At 46.8% G+C, this 20,533-nt stretch carries 20 protein-coding genes and 1 pseudogene; 10 read left to right on the top strand and 11 right to left on the bottom strand.

The features are described from left to right. Positions 1–286: 286 nt before the first annotated feature. The 3 genes from WJM45_RS08905 to WJM45_RS08895 all read left to right on the top strand — a co-directional run bounded on the left by WJM45_RS08905 (position 287) and on the right by WJM45_RS08895 (position 1,803). The gene (locus WJM45_RS08905) at positions 287–556 is read left to right on the top strand and encodes a hypothetical protein (protein ID WP_341328595.1); all 270 of its coding nucleotides are present in this window, start codon (positions 287–289) and stop codon (positions 554–556) included. A 286-nt stretch (positions 557–842) separates the two neighbouring features. Then, on the top strand, positions 843–1,418 hold the full coding sequence (locus WJM45_RS08900) for a hypothetical protein (RefSeq protein ID WP_341328594.1): 576 nt from the start codon (positions 843–845) through the stop codon (positions 1,416–1,418). Between the two features lies 1 nt (position 1,419). Further along, positions 1,420–1,803, top strand: coding sequence for an erythromycin esterase family protein (locus WJM45_RS08895; RefSeq protein WP_341328593.1), 384 nt, complete (start codon positions 1,420–1,422; stop codon positions 1,801–1,803). Positions 1,804–2,079: 276 nt separating this feature from the next. On the opposite strand, the gene ppk1 is transcribed toward WJM45_RS08895, so the two are convergent. From ppk1 to WJM45_RS08880, 3 genes are all read right to left on the bottom strand, one after another. Beyond that, positions 2,080–4,173 carry a polyphosphate kinase 1 gene (gene ppk1, locus WJM45_RS08890; RefSeq protein WP_341328592.1) on the bottom strand — a complete coding sequence of 698 codons (2,094 nt, stop codon included), beginning with the start codon at positions 4,171–4,173 and terminating at the stop codon, positions 2,080–2,082. 530 nt (positions 4,174–4,703) lie between these two features. Then, the gene (locus tag WJM45_RS08885; RefSeq protein ID WP_341328591.1) at positions 4,704–5,423 is read right to left on the bottom strand and encodes a methyltransferase domain-containing protein; all 720 of its coding nucleotides are present in this window, start codon (positions 5,421–5,423) and stop codon (positions 4,704–4,706) included. Continuing rightward, on the bottom strand, positions 5,420–6,322 hold the full coding sequence (locus WJM45_RS08880) for a pyridoxal-phosphate dependent enzyme (RefSeq protein WP_341328590.1): 903 nt from the start codon (positions 6,320–6,322) through the stop codon (positions 5,420–5,422). Before WJM45_RS08880 ends, WJM45_RS08885 begins: the two co-directional genes overlap by 4 nt. A gap of 2 nt (positions 6,323–6,324) precedes the next feature. Between WJM45_RS08880 and WJM45_RS08875 the strand changes: the two genes are divergently transcribed. Next, positions 6,325–6,996: an SOS response-associated peptidase gene (locus WJM45_RS08875; protein WP_341328589.1), complete on the top strand. Its 672-nt coding sequence runs from the start codon at positions 6,325–6,327 to the stop codon at positions 6,994–6,996. 267 nt (positions 6,997–7,263) lie between these two features. Here the strand turns inward: WJM45_RS08875 and WJM45_RS08870 are convergent, their stop codons facing one another. Beyond that, complete coding sequence (locus WJM45_RS08870) at positions 7,264–7,464, bottom strand: hypothetical protein (protein ID WP_341328588.1); 201 nt, start codon at positions 7,462–7,464, stop codon at positions 7,264–7,266. Between the two features lie 78 nt (positions 7,465–7,542). Here WJM45_RS08870 and smbP point away from each other — a divergent pair, with 78 nt between their 5' ends. Then, complete coding sequence (gene smbP, locus WJM45_RS08865) at positions 7,543–7,986, top strand: small metal-binding protein SmbP (protein WP_341328587.1); 444 nt, start codon at positions 7,543–7,545, stop codon at positions 7,984–7,986. Positions 7,987–8,067: 81 nt separating this feature from the next. Here the strand turns inward: smbP and WJM45_RS08860 are convergent, their stop codons facing one another. Next, positions 8,068–8,802, bottom strand: coding sequence for a cell division protein ZipA C-terminal FtsZ-binding domain-containing protein (locus tag WJM45_RS08860; RefSeq protein WP_341328586.1), 735 nt, complete (start codon positions 8,800–8,802; stop codon positions 8,068–8,070). Continuing rightward, positions 8,802–12,311 (bottom strand): chromosome segregation protein SMC, encoded by a 3,510-nt coding sequence (gene smc / locus WJM45_RS08855; protein ID WP_341328585.1) that lies wholly within the window; start codon positions 12,309–12,311, stop codon positions 8,802–8,804. The genes WJM45_RS08860 and smc overlap by 1 nt, the downstream gene beginning before the upstream one ends. 101 nt (positions 12,312–12,412) lie before the next feature. On the opposite strand from smc, the gene queF reads away from it, so the two are divergent. The 5 genes from queF to WJM45_RS08830 all read left to right on the top strand — a co-directional run bounded on the left by queF (position 12,413) and on the right by WJM45_RS08830 (position 15,519). Beyond that, on the top strand, positions 12,413–12,802 hold the full coding sequence (queF, locus tag WJM45_RS08850) for a preQ(1) synthase (RefSeq protein ID WP_341328584.1): 390 nt from the start codon (positions 12,413–12,415) through the stop codon (positions 12,800–12,802). An 8-nt stretch (positions 12,803–12,810) separates the two neighbouring features. After that, complete coding sequence (locus WJM45_RS08845; RefSeq protein WP_125219237.1) at positions 12,811–13,104, top strand: EscU/YscU/HrcU family type III secretion system export apparatus switch protein; 294 nt, start codon at positions 12,811–12,813, stop codon at positions 13,102–13,104. Beyond that, positions 13,094–13,981, top strand: coding sequence for an archaetidylserine decarboxylase (gene asd, locus WJM45_RS08840; protein ID WP_341328583.1), 888 nt, complete (start codon positions 13,094–13,096; stop codon positions 13,979–13,981). Before WJM45_RS08845 ends, asd begins: the two co-directional genes overlap by 11 nt. A gap of 856 nt (positions 13,982–14,837) precedes the next feature. After that, the gene (locus WJM45_RS08835) at positions 14,838–15,101 is read left to right on the top strand and encodes a hypothetical protein (RefSeq protein ID WP_341328582.1); all 264 of its coding nucleotides are present in this window, start codon (positions 14,838–14,840) and stop codon (positions 15,099–15,101) included. Next, positions 15,091–15,519, top strand: a complete 429-nt coding sequence (locus WJM45_RS08830; RefSeq protein WP_341328581.1) for a PIN domain-containing protein — start codon at positions 15,091–15,093, stop codon at positions 15,517–15,519. The genes WJM45_RS08835 and WJM45_RS08830 overlap by 11 nt, the downstream gene beginning before the upstream one ends. A 481-nt stretch (positions 15,520–16,000) precedes the next feature. Here the strand turns inward: WJM45_RS08830 and WJM45_RS08825 are convergent. From WJM45_RS08825 to WJM45_RS08805, 5 genes and pseudogenes are all read right to left on the bottom strand, one after another. Further along, a pseudogene (locus tag WJM45_RS08825) lies at positions 16,001–16,135 on the bottom strand (IS1595 family transposase); the annotation flags it as partial. 131 nt (positions 16,136–16,266) lie between these two features. Beyond that, a complete protein-coding gene (locus tag WJM45_RS08820) occupies positions 16,267–17,031 on the bottom strand; it encodes a PIN domain nuclease (RefSeq protein ID WP_341328580.1) in 765 nt (254 codons plus the stop codon). Further along, positions 17,028–17,240 carry a type II toxin-antitoxin system VapB family antitoxin gene (locus WJM45_RS08815; protein WP_341328579.1) on the bottom strand — a complete coding sequence of 71 codons (213 nt, stop codon included), beginning with the start codon at positions 17,238–17,240 and terminating at the stop codon, positions 17,028–17,030. The genes WJM45_RS08820 and WJM45_RS08815 overlap by 4 nt, the downstream gene beginning before the upstream one ends. A 50-nt stretch (positions 17,241–17,290) precedes the next feature. Further along, a complete protein-coding gene (locus tag WJM45_RS08810; protein ID WP_341328578.1) occupies positions 17,291–18,928 on the bottom strand; it encodes a DNA methyltransferase in 1,638 nt (545 codons plus the stop codon). A gap of 201 nt (positions 18,929–19,129) precedes the next feature. Then, positions 19,130–20,383, bottom strand: coding sequence for an integrase arm-type DNA-binding domain-containing protein (locus WJM45_RS08805; RefSeq protein ID WP_341328577.1), 1,254 nt, complete (start codon positions 20,381–20,383; stop codon positions 19,130–19,132). Between the last annotated feature and the right edge of the window lie 150 nt (positions 20,384–20,533).

Genomic DNA, 20,533 nt, shown 5'->3' with positions numbered 1-20,533 from the left:
GACGCTAGAGCGTCTCGGACTGCGTTCCCACGCTGGAGCGTGGGAACGATAGGGGGTGTGAATAATTACGGTTTAGCAAATATAATTCAGAATTAGGTATGGAGACAGTGAGGCGTTCGCCAAACACAACACATACCGCACCTTATGGAAACTGCCCGTTTCTCCTTCCAGATAGATTTCAACAATGCTTGAAACCCGATTAGACTTTATTCCGCTTAGTCAGTTGCTTTAGTTGTTCCGGTTGTTTATCTTAATCGACAACAAATAACTGGGAGCGGTAACGGCGATGCTTGAAACAAAAGACGACCCGATAAAAAAGTTTTTGGAAAACACCCATGTATTGACTGATTTTTGCAGCCAAAACGGGTGGATTATCAACGAGTCGATACAATATGAGGTTTTGGACCGGCAACCAGGCGAATTGTTGATTTATGTCACATTCCTTGAAAGCATCATGGAAGGTTCAGGATGCCAATGCGACCAAAAGTCATGCTATGGCCGTTTAAAACTGATGATGAACAACAAAGGCGAAATCGTCTCGGCTTGCACTGTTTAATAAATGCTATGTATGCGGTAATAGTTGTCACCGCTACCGGAAACACTTAAAAACTCAAAGCGAATTGTAGGGTACGCTGCGCGTACCTAATGTTGGCACAACGGAGCACGTTAAGCTACGGGTGGTCTCCTGAGGTACGCACAGCGTACCCTACAGTCTTTTCGGCATTCGCATAGTATTAATTTCAATTATTAACGCAAACTTAGCCTTAAAAAACATACGCTTTTCTAATCTTTTTCACCCAACGTCACCCAACGCTTAATTACTTTTGCACCCCGGCTTTTCTATGGCAAAATTTATAAAGAAAATCAGCAATTTATTCTTAGGCTTTTGGGTTTTTATTTATATTCTGCTGGAAGAGCTGATCTGGGATACGATTGCTATTCCGGTTTTTAGGTTTGTCCATAGCCTGAAGGTTTTGCAACGAATAGAATCCTCGGTTGTCGACTTGAACCGCTACGCGCTGCTGTGCGTTTTTCTGTTTTTATTCATTCAGGTCGAGCTACTTGGCTTTATCGCAATCGGCTTGCTTGCCAAAGGTAGTCTAGTTTTCGGCATTACCCTTTATATCGGTAAAATTCCGGTCGCAGCATTTACTTTTTGGCTTTTTCGCATTGCCAAGGCCAAGCTCCTAACATTTGCGTGGTTCAAAGTATCCTATGATTTTTTGATATGGATCATCGATGCGATTAAGGCCAGCCCGATACATCAAAACATCGTTGACCAAATCGTCAATTTGAAACGAAATTTTGAGAAACTATTACCGAAAAATTGGGTTCAAATTCTTAAAAAATCATCGCTATTCTTATCGATAAACCGATTCCGGCTTGCTTTCATTCGGTATCTCAAATCTCTCAAATAACATGAAAATCATCACGCATTTTTTGTTTTTCACGGTCTTTTTATTGCTCGGCGTAACGCTAGCGCATGCCGAATCCGACTCTTTGTCGGCTTATTTAGCGCCGAAAGCCATTGTCCTCAAGCAAAATTCAGATCTCGACCGTTTAATCGAAACCGCCGGCGACAAAAAACTAGTCTTACTTGGCGAATCGACGCACGGTACGCATGAGTTCTACCATTGGCGCAGCGAAATTTCCAAACGCTTGATTTCCGAAAAAGGCTTTTCATTCATTGCCGTCGAAGGCGATTGGCCTCCGCTCTATCGACTCAACGACTATGTCAAAGGCCGATCCAAGACGGGATTACGACCAGTATGTCGGATCGCTCGTCGCGCGGCGTTACGATAGTTTTGTTTTCATTAAGAAAACGCGGGAATTGACGCCGGTTCGATAGTTCCACTCACGTATAGACCCAAATTCGGCAATTTAACCATGAAGTTCATGAAGTCTTTCAAAGGCCCACTTTAAAATTCTCACAATCTTTTACTGCGATAGCTCACAGACTCTGGTTCCTTATCTCATTTTTCGATATAAAAAACAATGCCGGTTCCAAAGAGGGTTCGGTTGCACACATCCCATACCTTCTTTATGACTTGAAAAACATGCAGGAAATAGCGCCCAGCCTCAATTTTGCAAAGACGCCAAGAGTTCCGATTGAGCTTGAATCGTGTCTTCCCCTTCTCCCGGCGATAATTGCACATATTGTCCGTCCGACTGCAACAGCCACGCTTGACAATTATCTTTTAAATATAATTCTAAGTCGCTTCTAACCCGTTGATGTAATCGTTTATTCTCTATCGGAAAGCCGGTCTCGACTCTTTTGAACATATTGCGCCCCATCATATCGGCGCTGGCAACATAGATTTCCGGATTGCCGTCGTTTTCAAACGCGTACACACGGGTATGCTCGAGGAATCGGCCGATAATAGACCGAACCTCAATGTTTTCGGAAACACCTGGAATTCCCGGCTTAAGGCAACAAATACCCCTGACAATCAAATTGATTTTCACACCGGCCTGTGAGGCCCGATACAAAGCTTTGGTCAACTGTTGCTCGACTACCGCGTTCACTTTAATAATAATTCCTGACGGCTTTCCCGCTTGAGCATGGCTAATTTCGCGCTCGATTTTCTCGATCAAACCGCTATGCAACGTAAAAGGTGATTGCAATAGTTTATTCAGCTTGGTCACTTTACCGAGACTGGTTAATTGCGCGAAGACGCGGCGAACGTCCTCGCCGAGTTCCTTGTCGCATGAAAACAAGCCGTAATCGGTATAAAGCAACGCTGTTTTCGGGTGATAATTACCGCTACCGAGATGCACATAATTACGCAATTTTTTACCTTCCTTGCGAAGCACCAAACACATTTTGGCATGCGTCTTATATCCCACGACCCCATAAACGACATGCACGGCTGCTTCTTGTAACTTTGCAGCCAAATTAATATTGGCTTTTTCATCGAACCGGGCACGCAGTTCAATGACTACAGTAACCTCTTTACCGGCCCTGGCGGCTTTTACCAATGCGCTCACAATCGGCGAATCCACGCCGGTACGATACAGAGTTTGTTTGATAGCCAAGACATCGGGATCGGCAGCGGCCTGTTTCAAAAACTCAACAACCGGCAAAAACGATTCGAACGGATGATGCAAAAGAATGTCTTGCTTGTCGATCGCGGCGAAAATGTTTTTGTTACGAGCCAACTGCGGCGGCACTGCCGGCTTAAAAGGCGTAAATTTCAATTCGGGCCTTTCCACATGATTGATGATTTCTTGCAGACGATTCAAATTGACCGGACCATCGACCAAATACAAGCGATCTTGTGTCAATTCGAAACGAGCCATCAAGAAATTGACGGTTTCTTCAGGACAATTCGAAGCAATCTCAAGCCTGACTTCATCGCCGTAATTGCGCATAGCCAACTCGCCTTCAACCGCAAGCAGCAAATCGTCTATCGCATCGTCATCGACAAAGAAATCGCTATTGCGGGTCACTCGAAACTGATAGCAGCCTTTGACATTCATGCCATTGAACAATTGATCGACAAAGGCGTGAATAATCGACGACAAAAACACAAAGTCATGAGGTCCGCTGCCGGTCGCTTCGGCCGGCAATTGAATGATCCTTGGTAAAGCCCGTGGGGCTTGCAAAACCGCCCGACCACTATTTCGACCGAAGGCATCCTTGCCGGTTAATGAAATGATGAAATTCAAACTCTTGTTGAGAATTCGCGGAAACGGATGCGCCGAATCCAAGCCGACCGGCGTTAAAATGGGCAGCAATTCTTCGTTAAAATAATTCTCCAACCATTTGAGCTGTTTAGCGGTCCATTCCGTACGCCGGATAAAATGAATATTTTCCTCTGCCAAGGCCGGCAACAAGATGTCATTCAAGACCCGATACTGATCCTCGACGAGATCATGTGCCTTGGCCGAAATCCTTTCGAGCTGTTCATGCGGCGACAAACCGTCGACGCCGATAGCCTTAGGATCCATTTCGGCCATTTGCAAAAGACTCGCGACCCGGACTTCGAAAAACTCGTCGAGATTCGAGCAAGAAATGCATAAATAATTCAGCCGTTCCAGTAACGGTACACGAGCATCCTTAGCTTGCGCGAGGACTCTTTGATTGAACTCGAGCAGGCTAAGCTCGCGGTTCAGATACAGGTCATAACTATCGAGATTAATCGCCTCGCCGATTTCGTTTTCTTTTTCCATACTACTAATTTCCGTAATAGATTATTGTTAATTATTCATGTCCCCTATCGCTCCCACGCTCCAGAGGCTGTAAAAGTATTTAAGATTACGAAATAACCATGAAGACTATGAAGTAACATGAAGAGTTATATTATTGATTTTATATGCTTTTACCTTCATTGCCTTCATGTTCTTCATGGTGAATAAATTTTTTATGATGTATTCACCAATACTTTCACAGACTCTCTAGCGTCTCGTACCGCTGGAGCGGTACTCAAGCATTCCCACGCAGAGCATGGGAACGATAAGTGCCGGGGGACTAACTATTCCCTTTATACTCAAAAAATGGTTAACTTTATGAAGGTATGGGGTGTGGCTAGCGAGGATGTCGGCAGCAGGGAGCTGCCGCCAAGCCCCCATGGATGGGTTTACGGCGTTCCTCGATAGACACATCCCATACCTTTTATTCTTAGACGGTTTTTCAATCAAAAGGGAGTAGCTACGATTTTTCTTAATTTGCCTGTCGATACTGAGTACGCTTAGGTTCTTGATTATTTGATGATAAAAGTCCCCGAAATAAAAACATGCCGGTCACTAATACGTTCGACTTCGAAATTTAGGCCGGCTTCGCGCAATTGTTCCTCGATTTCTTCAGGTGTAAATGCCGCCAATAACGAATGATAAAAATCGCGTTGCAAAATTTCGGGTTCCGTAGCGGCATACATTTCAACAATTTCTTTGGCTTGCTGAACGCTTTGAGGACGGAATAAATCCATAATGGCAATCCTAGTTCCATTACCGGCGTAGCGCTTGACAAAATTCCACAAGGCTTGCGGTTCCGGCAAATGATGTAACAGGCTATTGCTAAAAATCAAATCATAACGACTTCGAGGCAATGAAACCGTTGGTAGTTTCCCATGAATAAAACAGACGCGCGCGCTCAAGTCACTCGGCACAATTGATTCGGCATAGTCAAGCATCGCGCTCGCCCCGTCCAAGGCATCGACCCGAGACGATGGATAAGCCCTTGCAAAACGGCAACTGATATCGCCCGGTCCACAACCCAAATCCAATGCATGGCCTTGGAAGTCCTTCACACCAACCAAGGCTTTCAAATTTTGCATAAAATGCTCATTAGGCTCCGAAAAATCGGCTTGCGCATAGGCTTGTACCTGTTTGGGATCTTCCATCAATTCAGGTTCAAGTATTCGCTGGAGTAATCGGTGACTGTTATTCTGATGCTCTGAGCTTACTTCAAGTTTATTCATCATGTTAAGCAAAAACCTCTGTTACCTTGTAGACCGCCGGTATGCATCGCGACAATGCGCCGACCGGCAGGAAAGAAACCTTTCTCGATTAGGTCGTAGATCCCGTAAAACATTTTTCCGGTATAAATCGGTTCCAGTAGCACCGAGGTCTCGTTTAAAAATTGCTCGATAAACTCGATTAAATCAGGCTTGGTTCGCGCAAAACCGCCGAAATGATAATCGGTGACGATTTCCCAATTACCCCTGGGCTGAGTCAATAACGCCTCTACGTCATGCCGCAAAAAAGGGCCGCCTTTTAGCGCCGAGAAACCGAAGACGCGAACATCGGGCCGAACGGCTTCGATAATTCCCGCCAAGGTCGTTCCGGTTCCGCAAGGACAACAAACGACATCGTATGGAATATCGATTTCCGAAACCAGTTCGGCCACGCCTTGCAAAGCCAAATCGACCGATCCGCCCTCCGGCAGCCAATAAGCGCCGGTGTCGTTTCCGGGCAAACCATTGCATTCTTTGTATTGCCGGAGATTACGATAGTCTTCACGCGATACAAAATGCAAATGCATTCCCCATTGACGCAAATCGCTTAAGGTTGGATTCGACTGCGGCTCGCCGCGAATAAAAGCTTCAGTCTGAATACCGAGCCTGTGGCCGATATAGGCCAAGGCATGTAAATGATTCGAATAGGCGCCGCCCATGCTGACGATTTTAATCGCGCCTAGCGACAAGGCATGGTTGAGTATGTATTTAAGTTTACGCCATTTGTTACCGGATACGATAGGATGTAGCAAATCGTCACGTTTAATCCATAGCTCGACCTGCTCTCTGTCCAGGCAAGGAGCTGAAACCTTTGTTAAAATCGAACGTGCAAATTGATTTTCGAGTGCGATAAGTTTAGGGTGCATCTATGTGCGGAAGGTTTAATTTAATCACGACGAGCGACACGATCATCGAACATTTCCGATTGAAGCGTTTGCCGAAATACCGGACCGACTTTAATATTCCGCCGGGACAAAAAATACTCAACATCGTGCAATTGGAAGACGGCAGCAACAAAAGCGTCTATTTGCATTGGGGCTTGATACCGTCCTGGAGCAAAGACGCAAAAATCGCCAACCGCTTAATCAATGCCAGAGCCGAGACCTTGGCCGACAAGCCTTCGTTCAGAGCGGCATATTCTAAACGGCGTTGCCTGATTCCCGCTACCGGCTTTTACGAATGGCAACAAACCGAAATCGGTAAACAACCGTATCATGTTCATTATCGGGATAATCAACTATTCTCATTTGCAGGGTTATGGGAGCATTGGACAAACGGCGACGAAACCATTTATTCCTGCACGATTATTACCTGCCCGGCCTTAGCACCGGTTTCAGACATTCATGAACGCATGCCGGTCATTATCAACCCTAAAAATTATGGCGATTGGTTGAATAAACAAACATTCGAAATCGACGTGCTCGCTTTCGATCAAACCTTTTCTTATCAACAAATGGAATTGACGCCGATTAGCCAACATGTCAATAATCCGGTCCATAACGATGAAGCATGCATTCATCCGATTCAATTAGCCCATTGATTGACCCGACTTTATTTTCTTGGAAACAAAGTCGGTTAAAGACCTTGCTAAAGCTCACTAAAAAGGTGTAGGTTAAGTAGCGACGGACTTAAGTCATCAAATGAAGTTCGTATCGATCTGAATTAAGGAAATGTGGCGTATAACGGCTCAGACCTAATGTGCCCCAAGAGACAGAATCGTCATCCTTAAGAAGAGACATGGAGTCACTGCAAAATCAATGACCTACGACACAGCCATTGAAATTAAATACATTGGAAAATTTCGTTTTCACAATGTAACCGATAAATAAACCATCACGGCATATTTATCGACTAAGGGACGGACATAACCTAAAACTTCGGCAACCGATGCGAAATGCCTATCCGGTCGAGATGTGTGGCATAAGGGAATTTCAGGCAACTTTGCCCAGCTTATGCTTTGCTCGACGTCACGAGGATAATCAAGTAAACGTTTAATTATGTTACACATGCAATCGGTCGCTAAAGCTATATTTAGCTATGTTCCTTAAAATTTACTATAACAACATCATAAAAAGAGGATATTCATATGAAACTATTAAAAACAATGACCATAGGTTTGCTGATGGGCGCTAGCCAATTGGTTATGGCGGAAGATCATTCTGCAGTGGCATTAGAGCATGCGCATGCCGCAGTCGAGCACGGCAAAATGGGCCACGCTTCGATTTTGGTCGAACATGCCGAAGCTGCATTAGAACATGCGATAAAAGCGTTAGAAACTGCGGAAGGCGAGGAAAAAGCGCATCTGGAAGCCGCCGTTAAAGTATTGGAGTATTCCATCGAACACGGCAAGATGGATCATGCCGACATAGCAACACCACCGGCCGAAGAAGCCATTGAACACATTCAAATGTCAACCCAATCCAAAGGATCGGCTGCCGCGGCAGAACTTGAGATTGAAGATCAGAAAGAGACTTCCAAATCGTCATCTAGCAAATGGCCTGTCACCGGCTATAAGAAAATAAATCAATAAATTATTTATTGTCGGGAAACCGAGACTGCAATAAAGCTAACAAAAGGGCTCGAGACGTTCGTTCGTTTCGAGCCCTTTTGATCAATTGCCCAACGACAAGCGATTCCTCAACACTTCAACCGTTTCGTCGGTCAGCGGTTGGCGCTGATCGTCCCACGGCACGCCATCGAGCTCCTCGGCCAATATATCGATCGTTTCGATAAAATCATCAAATACCGACACAGGATCATCGACTTCACGCGGTTGCATAAAAAATACCAAGCCCGGCGTCGTGAATTTTTCTAAATCACGATCAGGGAATATGCCAGGCTCAACCATGCTAGCCACGCCGAAATCCACCAAGCCTCTACTATCCAAGCGCTCGTAAATCTTAATATTACCGTAGACCAATCCGACACTGTCGAAAGCCAAGGCCAGATCGGTGCCGTTAAACCCTTCATCCTCGGCGGCTATCAAACTAAATTGAATTAGCGCAGGCAGTTGATCTTTCGATTTTTTGGTTTGATACGGCTGAGCCGATGCATCGGTATCAGGCTGTTTAACCGACTCGTAGCCGTATCGTGTTTCAGTCGAATAATCCTTGAAATCGGCCGAATCATCCTTGCCTTGCGCAGAGTCGAGCGGCACGATGTCGAATTCGTCGTGTTCGGGATGCAAGGCCAGCGACGGATCGATATTCCGTACCGACTCCTTATCGTCGAAATAAAAACCATCCCGCCGAGATTTTTTGCCTTTGAAATAAGACCACAGCAACATGACCGCGATCACAATCAACCCCATGACAATAATAACCATTCTTAAAATTTCTTTATCCATTAGCTTTCCGCCAGACTCATTGCTTCTTCAATATCCACCGCGACCATGCGCGACACTCCGGGCTCTCTCATCGTAACACCTGCCAATTGTTTTGCAATCTCCATCGTCACCTTGTTATGCGATATAAATAAAAACTGCACGGCCGCGGACATTTCTTCGACCATTTTCGAAAAACGGCCCACGTTAGCATCGTCCAGTGGCGCATCGACCTCGTCCAATAAACAAAACGGCGCCGGATTGAGCTCAAAGATAGAAAATACCAATGCAACCGCCGTTAATGCTTTTTCACCACCCGATAACAAATGAATCGAACTGTTCCGCTTGCCCGGCGGACGGGCGATGATATTGACACCGGCCGCCAATACATCGACTTCAGTCAATTCTAGGTAAGCCTGCCCTCCTCCGAATAGCTTAGGGAATTTTTCTTGCAAACCGCTGTTTATTTTATCGAATGTTTCCCTAAAACGCTGCCGGCTTTCTTTATCTATTTTATTGATCGCTTCCGTGAGAGTATCCAAGGCTTCGGTCAAATCGGCATGCTGATCGTCGAGAAACTTCAGGCGTTCCGACTGAACTTGATATTCATCGATCGCGCTCAGGTTAATCGCACCCAACTTATCGATTTGAGTTGCCAGTACATCGACTTTCGATTTCCAGCCCTCTTCATTAGCGTCTTCCGGTATTTGCTGTAATACCTGCTCAGGTTCGGCATCGATTTCATTTAGTTGTTCGGTGATTGTTTGCCGCCGAACCTGACACTCTTGCTGCTCGAAACGGAGCTTATCCAAGCTTGCTTTCTGTTTTTCCAAGTCGCGCTGAATTTGCGTATGCCTCTCGGTTAAACCGGCGATGATTTGTTCGGTTTCCTCGAGTAATTTTCTCGCGGCCTTAAGATCCTTCTCCAGCCTTTCTTTATCGGTACGGTATTGTTGCAATAAGAGCTTTTCATCGTCAATCGGCGCGGCAGTGTCGACCAGCTTTTGCTCCAGTTCCGCGATACGCTCGCCGGCTTGTCGATTTTGCAGACTTAAGCGTTCGATTTGTTTTGTCGTCAAAGACTCTGAAGAACGCAATGATTCAATCTTCGACTGATAACTGAAAACCTGTTGCTTAATTTCCGAAGCTCGGGCCTCAGCGGCTTGCAGCTTAGTTTGCAAAACCCGATTAGCCTCTACCAATGCTTCTTTTTGTTCATCTAGTCGATACAAATGTTGCTCGGCTTGTTGCAATTTTATTTCGGCTTCGGCTTGCATCTCCGCCTGTTCGGCGGTTTCAGCGACGATTTCATCGATTTCATGACGGACCTGCGCCAAGCGCCGCTGTTGCTGCTCGTGCCGGGCTGACTCCGCGCTCAATTCGGCGCTTTTAGCCGATAATTCCGAACTGAGCGATTTTTCATCTCGCTGCCAGGTTTCCCGATGAGCTTCGGCATCTTTCAAGGATTGCTCGGCGTCTTCGATCCGCTCCTCGAGTTGCTCGATTTGTTGTTGCAATTCCGATTGGCGCTGTTTAAGCGAACGCAGTTCTTTTTCACGTTGCAAAACACCGGTTTTACTGTCTTTACTGTGAATAATACGTAACCAACCGCATCCTATCCAAGTGCCGTCGGGTAGAATAATCGATTCGTAAGGTTTGAGCGACGATTCCATCGCCTTCGCAGAGGCCAAATTATCCGCGCAATAAATACCGGTCAACAAACCCTGCAAATCCCAAGGTGCCTTGACCTTATCGATCAAGGCCGGCAATGCGGTATGTTGCAATTGTTGTTTAAACTCTCGCGTTTCAAACAGCGTCACCGAATCCTCGGTCAGGTTTTGCAATACTGGAAACAGTGACTCGGCATCCTCAACGCAAACCGCCTCGAGATAAGCACCCAGTACGGTTTCAAGCGCATGATCCCAGCCGCTTTCGACTTCGAGCAACTCCGCCAGACGTTTATTATCCGTCAATTGGGCTCGATCCAACCATCCAGCCAAATGCTTGTTATCCTTCCCCATCGCATGTTGCTGCAACAACTCCAGCGATGAAATCTTGCCGTTGACGCCATGCAGCTCGGAGCGCAAGCCGTGCAACTCATGATTATTTTGCTTGAGCTGTTGACGTTGCTCCTGGATGCGCGCCAATAAATCCTCCAGTTGCCCATGCATCTCATCGCGCTGCTCTTGAAGTAATTCGACCGTTGCGGACAAGTCTTCGATAGCGGTTTGTAAATGGCTTGCGGTCAATTCGCCCTGCTCGGTATACAATTTATCCAAGCGCCCTTGCAGTTGGCGACTTTGACTATCCAACTGTTGGATTTTAACCCGTTCGATTTCGGCTTGTTCCTTAGCGCCCGAACTTGTCGCAAGATAAGACTCCCATTGCCGTTGCCAAGCGCTTTTTTCATCCTGCGCTTGTTGGCGCGCCATGTCCGCATCCTCGGCGCGCTCCAGGCTCAGCGCCAATGCTTCATCGGCTTCGAACAAGGCTTGTTTAATTTCCTCCAATTGCAGTTGATCGTTTTCAAGCTCGTTAGCCGATTGCTCGAGCTGCCGCCTGAGCCGGTCAATCTCGACCACGATCTCCTCATGGCTTTTTTGATTCAACTTGATCGTCTGCTCCAAACGACCGACTTCGGAGGACGTCTGATAATATTCGCCTTGCGTGCGATTCATCGCCGCTTGCCGATTCTTATGTTCGGCGCGCGCGGCTTCGATCGCGGCGTCGGTCTCGCGCGAAGAAACGAACAAACGATTATGTTCTTCGGCAACTTCACGCAACTGATCATCCAATTTCCGCAAGGATTGATGATAACCATCCCAGCGCATCGCCAGCAATTCCAATTTGAATTGACGCTCTTGCTGCTTTAGGCCGGTATATTTTTCGGCTTTTTCGGCTTGTTTTTGCAGATGTTTCAATTGTTTTTCGACTTCATCGCGCAAGTCGGTCAAACGCTCCAGGTTTTCGCGCGTATGCTGCATGCGCGACTCGGTTTCCTGGCGTCTCTCCTTATACTTGGAAACGCCCGCCGCTTCTTCGATGTGCACGCGTAGTTCTTCCGGTTTGGCCTCGACCATGCGCGAAATCGTACCCTGTTCGATGATCGCATAACTTCTCGAACCAAGCCCGGTACCTAAAAACAAGTCGGTAATATCCTTGCGTCGGCAACGCGCATTATTTAAAGCATACATTGATTGCCCGTCACGGCTGACCTGGCGTTTGATCGAAATCGTATTGTATTTCGCGAACTCGCCGCCGGCCTTGCCTTCGCTGTTATCGAATATTAATTCGACCGATGCTGTGCCGACCGGTTTACGCGATGCCGAACCGTTAAATATCACATCGGCCATGCTGCCGCCGCGCAGATGCTTGGCCGAACTCTCCCCCATCACCCAGCGAACCGCATCGATGATATTGGACTTGCCGCAACCATTGGGCCCGACGATCGCGGTTAAATTACCGGCAATCGGGATAACGGTCGGATCGACGAACGATTTAAATCCTGAAAGTTTGATTTTTTCCAGTTTCATTACTGGTACAATGCTGCTTGGTTTAAATGGAAATAACCGCGTATTATTAACGATATCCGGATTAACTTCGACTTTTTATTTTTGCTTTTTATCATCGATACATGACGACACAACCCAGCACACAGCTCGAAACCTTCGACAACCCAAGACCCGGCAGGGATTTTACGATTCGCATCGACATCCCGGAATTCACCTGTCTGTGCCCTAAAACCGGCCAACCCGATTTCGCGACGTTAACGATAGAATATGTTCCGAATCAACTCTGCGTCGAACTCAAATCGCTAAAACTCTATATGTGGTCCTTCCGCGATCGGGGCGCATTTCATGAAGCAGTCACGAACGAAATTCTCGATCACATCGCCGCGGCAATCCATCCCAACTTCATGCGTATCCGGGCGAATTTCAATGTGCGGGGCGGCATTTACACGAATGTGATCGCCGAACATAAAAACCCCGACTGGCAAGCGCCGGAACCGGTGCATCTGCCCTAAATTTTTAGATGGCGAAGACCTATTACAATGCCGATATTGCCGTCGCGCTCAAATACGACGGCAAACATGCGCCGAAAGTCACCGCCAAAGGCGAAGGTCTTACCGCCGAACAGATAATGGCCATTGCCGAACAACACGGCATTCCGCTGCAAGCCGAACCCGAGTTGGCCCGAATTCTGGCTCAGGTACCGCTAGGCGAGGAAATCCCCCGAGAACTTTATATCGCGGTCGCGCAAGTAATCGCGTTCGCTTACTTTCTGAGCGGCAAAACTCCTGAAAATTTCACGAACCATGACGATTAAAGAAACCATAACCACCCTGCCCCAATATGTTTTGCCTCATCATACGCTCTCGCAGTTGATGAGCAAACTGACCCATTGCGAAAACAAGCTTTGGAAAAATCTATTTATCAAGCAAATCATACGACACTACGGCGTCGACATGAGCGAGGCGCTCGAGCCGAATATCGAAGCCTATGCCAGCTTCAACGAGTTTTTTACGCGCCAATTGAAACCCGAAGCCAGACCGATTGCCAACGAACCCGGCGCGATCGTTTCGCCGGCCGACGGCGTCGTCAGCCAGGCCGGTCACATCAAGGACGGCGAGATTTTCCAAGCCAAAGGTAAAAGTTTTACCGCAACGCAGCTACTCGGCGGCGATGGCGAACGCGCCGAAGCATTCAAAGACGGTTCGTTCGCAACCATTTATTTGTCGCCTCGCGATTACCACCGCTTGCACATGCCCCTGACCGGAACCTTGAAAGAAATGATACACATCCCCGGCCGCTTATTCAGCGTCAACGCCGCAACGACCAACAGCGTACCCGGACTGTTCGCGCGCAACGAACGCGTCGCGGCGATCTTCGATACTCAAGCTGGTCCGATGGCTTTGGTATTGGTCGGCGCGATCTTCGTATCGAGCGTCGAAACGGTTTGGCACGGTGTCGTCACGCCGCCGTCGATCGAAAAAGTCAGAACCTGGCAATACGAAACCGATGCTCCGCAGTTGAATATCGGCGAGGAAATGGGCCGTTTCAACATGGGCTCGACGATCATCGTCTTGTTCGGCAAAGACAAAGCCGACTGGCAAGCGGATTTCACAGCTGACAGCCCGGTGAAATTAGGTCAATTAATAGGAAAAACACTAAGCAAAACCGGAGATAATACGGTTTTATTATGACTATGTTCGCGTTAGCAGTTGAAACAGTTATCTTTCCTACTAAATAGACCATTTAGGAAATAGTCAATGACTGCTTTCCAATTCTCTAAGCGTGGACAGGGTACGATTACTCGCTTGACAGGACGCCCGAGGCCGAGCTTTCATCTACGATGAAGCATAAACAGCGGATGAGCCTCCTTTGGCACGAGAAGCTATAGCTTCACGAGCCTGGTAAGCAAGAGCTTGCTTAGTACACGATTTAGCGTGTACTTGGCAAGATTTACCCGGATTTATTCGGACAATAAAAAACCCGCTAAGCCTTGCAACTTGCGGGTTTTTGGAGTTGTTCGGACTATCCCGAACTTGAATTTGGTGCGATGGCCGGACTTGAAGTCTACATAGGTAATTGATATTAAACTGGCAAATACAGTTTACTTTCATAAATACACAATCTAGTACACAATTCCATTTTTTGCCTCACAAGGATTGCAAACCTGAACCCCAGAAAATTTTGTCCTTGATGCTCATTCCGATCAAAACAGCTAGTTTTTGAACGTTGGAGATCGGCCAAAACCCGACCTTCGGGCTCACTATCCAATTTTAATAGTTCAGGTATCCGGTGATTCAGCCGAATGTCAGGTATTCGGCAAGCAAATCGGCATTATGACCGCCTCACTACGGCCATAAGGAGACAGGCACTGGTTTCCAAGGAACGTCTTGTTAAACCTGGAAAGCAGACATTCAGAAACCGTCAGTGAATGGTTAACTAGCACCCAAAGCAGCCGTTGAAAAAAATGTGGATTGCTGAGAGCAGCATTCCAAAATAATTTTTCTGTTATATTATGTACACAATTGCGTCCATAAATAGGTGGCTATCATGACTCAACGCATCGGCGTGCGAGAACTACGCGAAAAGCTCTCATTGCTTCTTGAATCAAGCGAAACCATTGAGGTAACGCGACACGGACAAACCATCGGTTTCTTTATTCCCATCCCCAAGCGACCAGGACAAGCACAGCGCGAGGCGCTGCTGGAAGCGGGAAAGCGCATGGATGATGAATTAATCCGCTTGGGTCTCAAAGAGGACGAGTTGTTGGAGGAATTTAAACAATGGCGGCATCAGCGATCACATGCAGCATAAACGTTTAGTCATTGATGCTAATATCCTCATTCGGGCTGTTTTGGGGGCTCGAGTTAGACATTTGATTGAGTATTACTGCGAATCTGTTGCCTTCTACATGGCAGAAGCGAATGCTAAAGAAGCCGAATTTTATCTCTCAACTGAACTGGCAGAAAAGCGTAACTTGAGTGAAGAGATTTGGCGACCGGTATTTAATGGTATATTAAATACGGTTCAAATCATTACTGATGATGTTCTAATTGAGGTTGAGAGCAAAGCAAAAGCGCGCATAGCCTCCCGTGATATCAACGATTGGCCTGCTGTTGCAGCGGCACTACTACTCGACTGTCCGGTGTGGACAGAGGATAAGGATTTTCTAGGCGCAGGAGTTGCTATTTGGACCACGGCAACAGTTGAGATTTATCTCTCTAACGCATAAGTGATAACGTTTCTGCAAAGTCCGCGTAGCTCCGATTAGCGATAGCGTAATCAGATGTTGACTTCGAAATGTGCGATTACGCAAGCTAATCGCACATTTCGAATGACTGCTTAATTGCCTGTTCCTGTCACCGCAAATTAACTTTCATCTGGCAGTTATGGGTCGATAACAACAATTCATCACTTCCCAAAGCTGTCATTCATATGTGCTCATAATTTAAACCTATTTTCATCCGCCTTTGTATTTATCCCAATAACGGCTTGTCGTTTCCTCCTGGAGCGTCAGGTCGATTATCTCACAATTCCGAAAGTCCGCCGTTTGATGAATTTCTGTTAGCATCTTGCTGATTTGTGCCTTCAGATCAGCGTTGTCAATAAATTAAATCAAAATTCTGGTTTCAGTATCGCATAGTTTTCGTCCCTGATAGTTTGACGCAAGTATTCTGGCAATCTGATTTCGTACGTTTTTAAGCTCATAGTGTACAACCGGGGCAGCAAAAACCTTGGGGACAACGGAACTGTTCCAGGCAGGCTTCACATTGTGTTTCAGTGCCGAATTGCGCTAAAAAGGCTGGCTGCGACAAGCTGGCTTGAAACTGGATTTTATTCATGACCATGGGCTCATGGGTAATTTAAGCGACCAATGCCAGTACGCTCCTTCTGGTCTAGAAGATCCTGGTTTATTGACTCTAGCTGACGAAAATTGCTAATAAGGACGGAAATTTCTGGGGTTCCTGCTTAAACCCAGTCACAGATGCTTTATTTTAAAACGCGCCATAATCCCAGCAAAAGCTTGTTGCGTATGTCGATCATGCTCCACCTGAAGCTTTTCAAAAGTACGCCAATGCATGCCTTTCGGTTTCCAGCCATTACCATTGAGTATGCCCGGTTCCCAGTGCAGTTTATCCCTGATTTTGCCGGCCCTGCGTGCAGCTCTATCGTCTGCCGTTTCTCTTTGGCTTCGATACGCAAGTTGATAGCAGTGCCGGCAAGCGAAATATTTGCCGCCCAGATACAGCACGGCAACCCGCCGGCCGCACCCGACCGCAGGGCAAGTGAACCAATACCGTTCACCGCCATAGTTGCAGGAAGTCGTTTGCAACCTCACCGGATGCAATTTTAAGGCGGGCAAACACTCGGCAATGCGTATAAAATCCTTGTCACTGTGCAATAAAACCAAATCGTGTTCGATGGCGATTTGGGCAATTAAACAATCGATTGTGCTGCGAATAGTGATTCCTTTTCGACGGCAGGAAAAATAAAGATAGGCGGCTTGTCTGTATGTTTCCACAGCATATTTAGGATGAAAAAATACCTGCGAAACCAAATAGTCGCCAAGTGCCTGAAAGTCTTGTTCGTGCAGCGCGCCTTGGAGAATTTCCTGATATATGAACTCGGTAATGCCGTAGTCATCCGGGGTATCCAACAATTGGTAAAGCCTATCAACCGCCAGTGTTGTTCGTTGTCTGAAAAAGTCTATCCACACTGAGGTATCGACCAGATAACGGCTCATGGTTCACCTATGCGCATTTTTTTATAGTCATAATCAGGGGCAATGCTTACTTTGCCGACCAAATCGCGTAAATCGCGTTTTTTGGGAAGTCGGTGATGCTCGATAAATTCGCTCAACGCCAGCTCGATCAACAGGCTTTGATCTTGAGTATTCGCCAATTTAGCTGCTTGTTCAATCAGTGCGTCATCGATAGTAATGGTAGTTTGCATGGTTTCGGTTCTCCAGAATGAGTAAGGAACAGCATAGCGCAGGGCAACGGTTAATCCTTTTCGATGCGATACAGCGCGAACGGCAGCGGCGCATATTCCACGCCCAGCGGCAGTAATAATCGATTCGGCGCATATTTGGCGGCGGCAAAAACAAGGTGTGATTTGTCCTTGTGCGTTTGAGCTATATTTTCCGCCACGCTCAAGGTCAAGGCGGCTTGCGGGGATTTCAAGAAATCCAGATCGGGACGGTAAATCAACCAGACGTGATACTGACTACTACTGCCTAAGTACCAACGTTCGGCATCGGTTTGCTCGGCATTCAATGGTTGCCCGGTGGCGGTATGAAACAGCCATGCGCCCAAGGCTGAATAATCGGGCAAGGTTTCACCGGTCAGAATTTTATCGATGTCGAGCGGTTCGCCCAAGGTGTAAAAGGTAAAGCCGCCGCCCAGACCGGCCACTTTTTCGGTGATTTTCTTTTGACCGGTCACGATCAATTCGCCGCTCTTGATTTCCTTCTTGATGTTGTCGAAGCGCAGACCGTCGAGATTGTCGATACTTTGTACATGCTGCATTATCTTGTGATGCGGCCCTTCCTTACTGAAGTTGCTCCAGTTAATTTTTTCCCGGTACAGCTCTTCCTTTTGCGTACCTTGGAATTCATAGCCGTTGATCACGCGGCGCACCCGTTCGGCGGTCAGGCTATCCGCATAGTCCTCGCATTCGACCAGAATGAATTGGCGATTGCCACCGTCTTTGGCGTTTTGCGCCAGTACCGCGTGGGCGGTCGTGGCGGAGCCAGCGAAGGAGTCAAGTACGGTAGAATCAAATTGACAAGACTGTTCAACAATTCGTTGGATGAAAGATGAAGGCTTCGGAAAATCAAAATACCTTTTTCCAAAAATTTGCTCAATTTCTCTCGATCCATCTCCTGTGCTTATGTCATCAATTATTGAGGACCAATTCTTGGTGTTATTTTTGAGTTCCTCAAGATAAAGTTTCTGTCTTGGTCTACCATCAACTGAAGAAGGCCAAATAATTCGTTTTTCTTCAATACGCTTGGCTATGCCTGCTCTGTCAAATCTCCAACCTCTTTCAGGCGAAGGATAAGTAATTCCAGATTCCGGGTTCGTTATTTGAAAATGAAGATTTGGACGCTGCTCTATATTAGCCAGTCCTGTCATATCAGCGCTACGCCAAGCACCACGCGGATCATTATCTGGATTAGAAAATTTTTCTTCATCAATATCAATACCTCTAACCCTAAACGAATTTTCTTTTGCATAACACAAGAGATATTCATGATCGATGCTAACGCCGTGCAGAGCCCTTGAGTCTTCGCTTTTCCTAGATTTCCAGATAATTTCAGCTATAAAATTTTCCTCCCCAAAAACCTCATCCAACATCATCCTGGCCCGATGCACCTCGTTATCATCCAAGGTCATCCAAAAACTGCCTGTTTCCGCCAGTAACTCATGTAACAGCTTGAGTCGCGGCCACATCATAGACATCCACTTGTCATGGCGCAGCATGTCTTCCTTGTTGACTGGATTGCTGTTCAACCATTCCCGCATGATCGGACTGTTGACGTTGTCGTTGTAGCACCAGTTTTCATTGCCGGTGTTATAGGGTGGATCGATGAATATGCAATCCACCTTGCCCGCATAGCGCGGCAACAGGGCTTTCAAAGCATGCAGATTATCGCCGTGAATGATCAGATTGCCGGATTCCTCGCCAATGGATTTGTCCGGCTGAGCGATCAACGGCCTAAACGGCACATTCAAATGATGGTTGTAAACGTATTCCTTACCCTTAAAGTGCAGTTCCGGCATGAATGAAATCCTATCAATGAATCTTTATTAGAAAATAGTTAAAGCTTTTACCTTATCCTAGCTGGCTTGCCTGAACGGAATCACGTCCGCGCCTTTTTTAAGGTTGTCCAAATAATCCGCCCAGGCTTGCATCATCCGCCGCCTCTCATCCAAATACTGCGCCCGGTTATACGCCGCACGGACTTGATCGCGTGGCGCGTGGGCAAGTTGCCGTTCGATAGCGTCAGGACTCCAGCCTTGTTCGTTGAGCAATGTTGAAGCGGTCGTTCTGAATCCGTGTGCGGTCATCACGTCCGATTCGTAACCCAACGACTTCAAAGCCGTTCTAATCGTGTTATCCGACATAGGCCGACCATCGCCCCGGCTCGATGGAAAAACATATTTGCCATTGCCGGTAAGCGGTTGAATCGCTTTCAATATGTCAACGGCTTGAGTCGATAACGGCACGATGTGATGAAAATCGGTTTTCGAGACATAAGGCCGCCATTCTTTAACCTCCAAATCGACATCCTCCCAAAGCATTTGCCGAATCTCCCCCGGTCTTTGAAATACCAACGGCGATAATCTAAATGCCGATTGCACGATAAACGTGCCTTGATAATTGCTAATGTCGCGCAACAATTGCCCAACTTGCTTGGGATCGATAATTGCCGCCCGATGTTTTACTTTTTGCGCCGGTATCTGCTTGGCTACGGGTTGCGCCTGATTAAACTCAACAAAACCATGAGTAATCGCATAATCAAAAATTGAACTGATTTCTGCGTGTAGCCGATGTGCTGTTTCAAGTTGCTGTTTATGAATCATAGGCTTTAGCACTGCCAGCACATCGGCGGCTTTAATATCCTTGATCGGCATATTACCCAATGATGGAAATGCCAATCGTTCGATGCGACTAGTTTTCTTTTTATGCGTCATTGCCGTTGTCAAGTGTTCAATGGACGCCAACCATTTATGAGTAACATCGGCGAAACTATCTACAAACGGCAAGCCTTGTTTTTTTCGCTCCTCGTTCTCGATAGAAATCTGCTTCGTACTTCTTGCCTTCTTCCGAATAGCCGCCGGATCAATACCATCGGCTATTTGTGTTCGTGCTTCCACGGCTTTACGTCTTGCCGACTCAAGAGTCACCCCCGGATAAGCACCCAATGCTAACCGCTTACGATCGGCTTCAAAAGTGTAAACGAATTGCCAAAGCTTGGAGCCATTCGTTTTCACCCACATATACAAACCGCCGCCATCATTGAGAAAATAGTTTTTCTCTTTCGGCTTGGCTGCCTTGTAAACCGCGTCTTTATTGAGTTTCTCGGCCATTGCGTGTACTGCATCGTGTATTTTTACACGGATATTTTTAGTGCGTACACGGAAAAGTACACGATTTAGCGTGTACTTGGCAAGATTTACCCGGATTTATTCGGACAATAAAAAACCCGCCAAGCCTTTTAACTTGCGGGTTTTTGGAGT

It is taken from the genome of Methylotuvimicrobium sp. KM2 (assembly GCF_038051925.1).
GTDB lineage: Bacteria > Pseudomonadota > Gammaproteobacteria > Methylococcales > Methylomonadaceae > Methylotuvimicrobium.
Note: the sequence above shows the minus strand (reverse complement) of the source record. Positions and strands in the feature narration are given on the sequence as shown.

Excerpts from the sequence above, each read along its gene's own strand:
- WJM45_RS08905 (WP_341328595.1), top strand. The coding sequence starts at position 287 with ATGCTTGAAACAAAAGACGACCCGATAAAAAAGTTTTTGGAAAACACC.
- WJM45_RS08900 (WP_341328594.1), top strand. The coding sequence starts at position 843 with ATGGCAAAATTTATAAAGAAAATCAGCAATTTATTCTTAGGCTTTTGG.
- WJM45_RS08895 (WP_341328593.1), top strand. The coding sequence starts at position 1,420 with ATGAAAATCATCACGCATTTTTTGTTTTTCACGGTCTTTTTATTGCTC.
- ppk1 (WP_341328592.1), bottom strand. The coding sequence starts at position 4,173 with ATGGAAAAAGAAAACGAAATCGGCGAGGCGATTAATCTCGATAGTTAT.
- WJM45_RS08885 (WP_341328591.1), bottom strand. The coding sequence starts at position 5,423 with ATGATGAATAAACTTGAAGTAAGCTCAGAGCATCAGAATAACAGTCAC.
- WJM45_RS08880 (WP_341328590.1), bottom strand. The coding sequence starts at position 6,322 with ATGCACCCTAAACTTATCGCACTCGAAAATCAATTTGCACGTTCGATT.
- WJM45_RS08875 (WP_341328589.1), top strand. The coding sequence starts at position 6,325 with ATGTGCGGAAGGTTTAATTTAATCACGACGAGCGACACGATCATCGAA.
- WJM45_RS08870 (WP_341328588.1), bottom strand. The coding sequence starts at position 7,464 with ATGTGTAACATAATTAAACGTTTACTTGATTATCCTCGTGACGTCGAG.
- smbP (WP_341328587.1), top strand. The coding sequence starts at position 7,543 with ATGAAACTATTAAAAACAATGACCATAGGTTTGCTGATGGGCGCTAGC.
- WJM45_RS08860 (WP_341328586.1), bottom strand. The coding sequence starts at position 8,802 with ATGGATAAAGAAATTTTAAGAATGGTTATTATTGTCATGGGGTTGATT.
- smc (WP_341328585.1), bottom strand. The coding sequence starts at position 12,311 with ATGAAACTGGAAAAAATCAAACTTTCAGGATTTAAATCGTTCGTCGAT.
- queF (WP_341328584.1), top strand. The coding sequence starts at position 12,413 with ATGACGACACAACCCAGCACACAGCTCGAAACCTTCGACAACCCAAGA.
- WJM45_RS08845 (WP_125219237.1), top strand. The coding sequence starts at position 12,811 with ATGGCGAAGACCTATTACAATGCCGATATTGCCGTCGCGCTCAAATAC.
- asd (WP_341328583.1), top strand. The coding sequence starts at position 13,094 with ATGACGATTAAAGAAACCATAACCACCCTGCCCCAATATGTTTTGCCT.
- WJM45_RS08835 (WP_341328582.1), top strand. The coding sequence starts at position 14,838 with ATGACTCAACGCATCGGCGTGCGAGAACTACGCGAAAAGCTCTCATTG.
- WJM45_RS08830 (WP_341328581.1), top strand. The coding sequence starts at position 15,091 with ATGCAGCATAAACGTTTAGTCATTGATGCTAATATCCTCATTCGGGCT.
- WJM45_RS08820 (WP_341328580.1), bottom strand. The coding sequence starts at position 17,031 with ATGAGCCGTTATCTGGTCGATACCTCAGTGTGGATAGACTTTTTCAGA.
- WJM45_RS08815 (WP_341328579.1), bottom strand. The coding sequence starts at position 17,240 with ATGCAAACTACCATTACTATCGATGACGCACTGATTGAACAAGCAGCT.
- WJM45_RS08805 (WP_341328577.1), bottom strand. The coding sequence starts at position 20,383 with ATGGCCGAGAAACTCAATAAAGACGCGGTTTACAAGGCAGCCAAGCCG.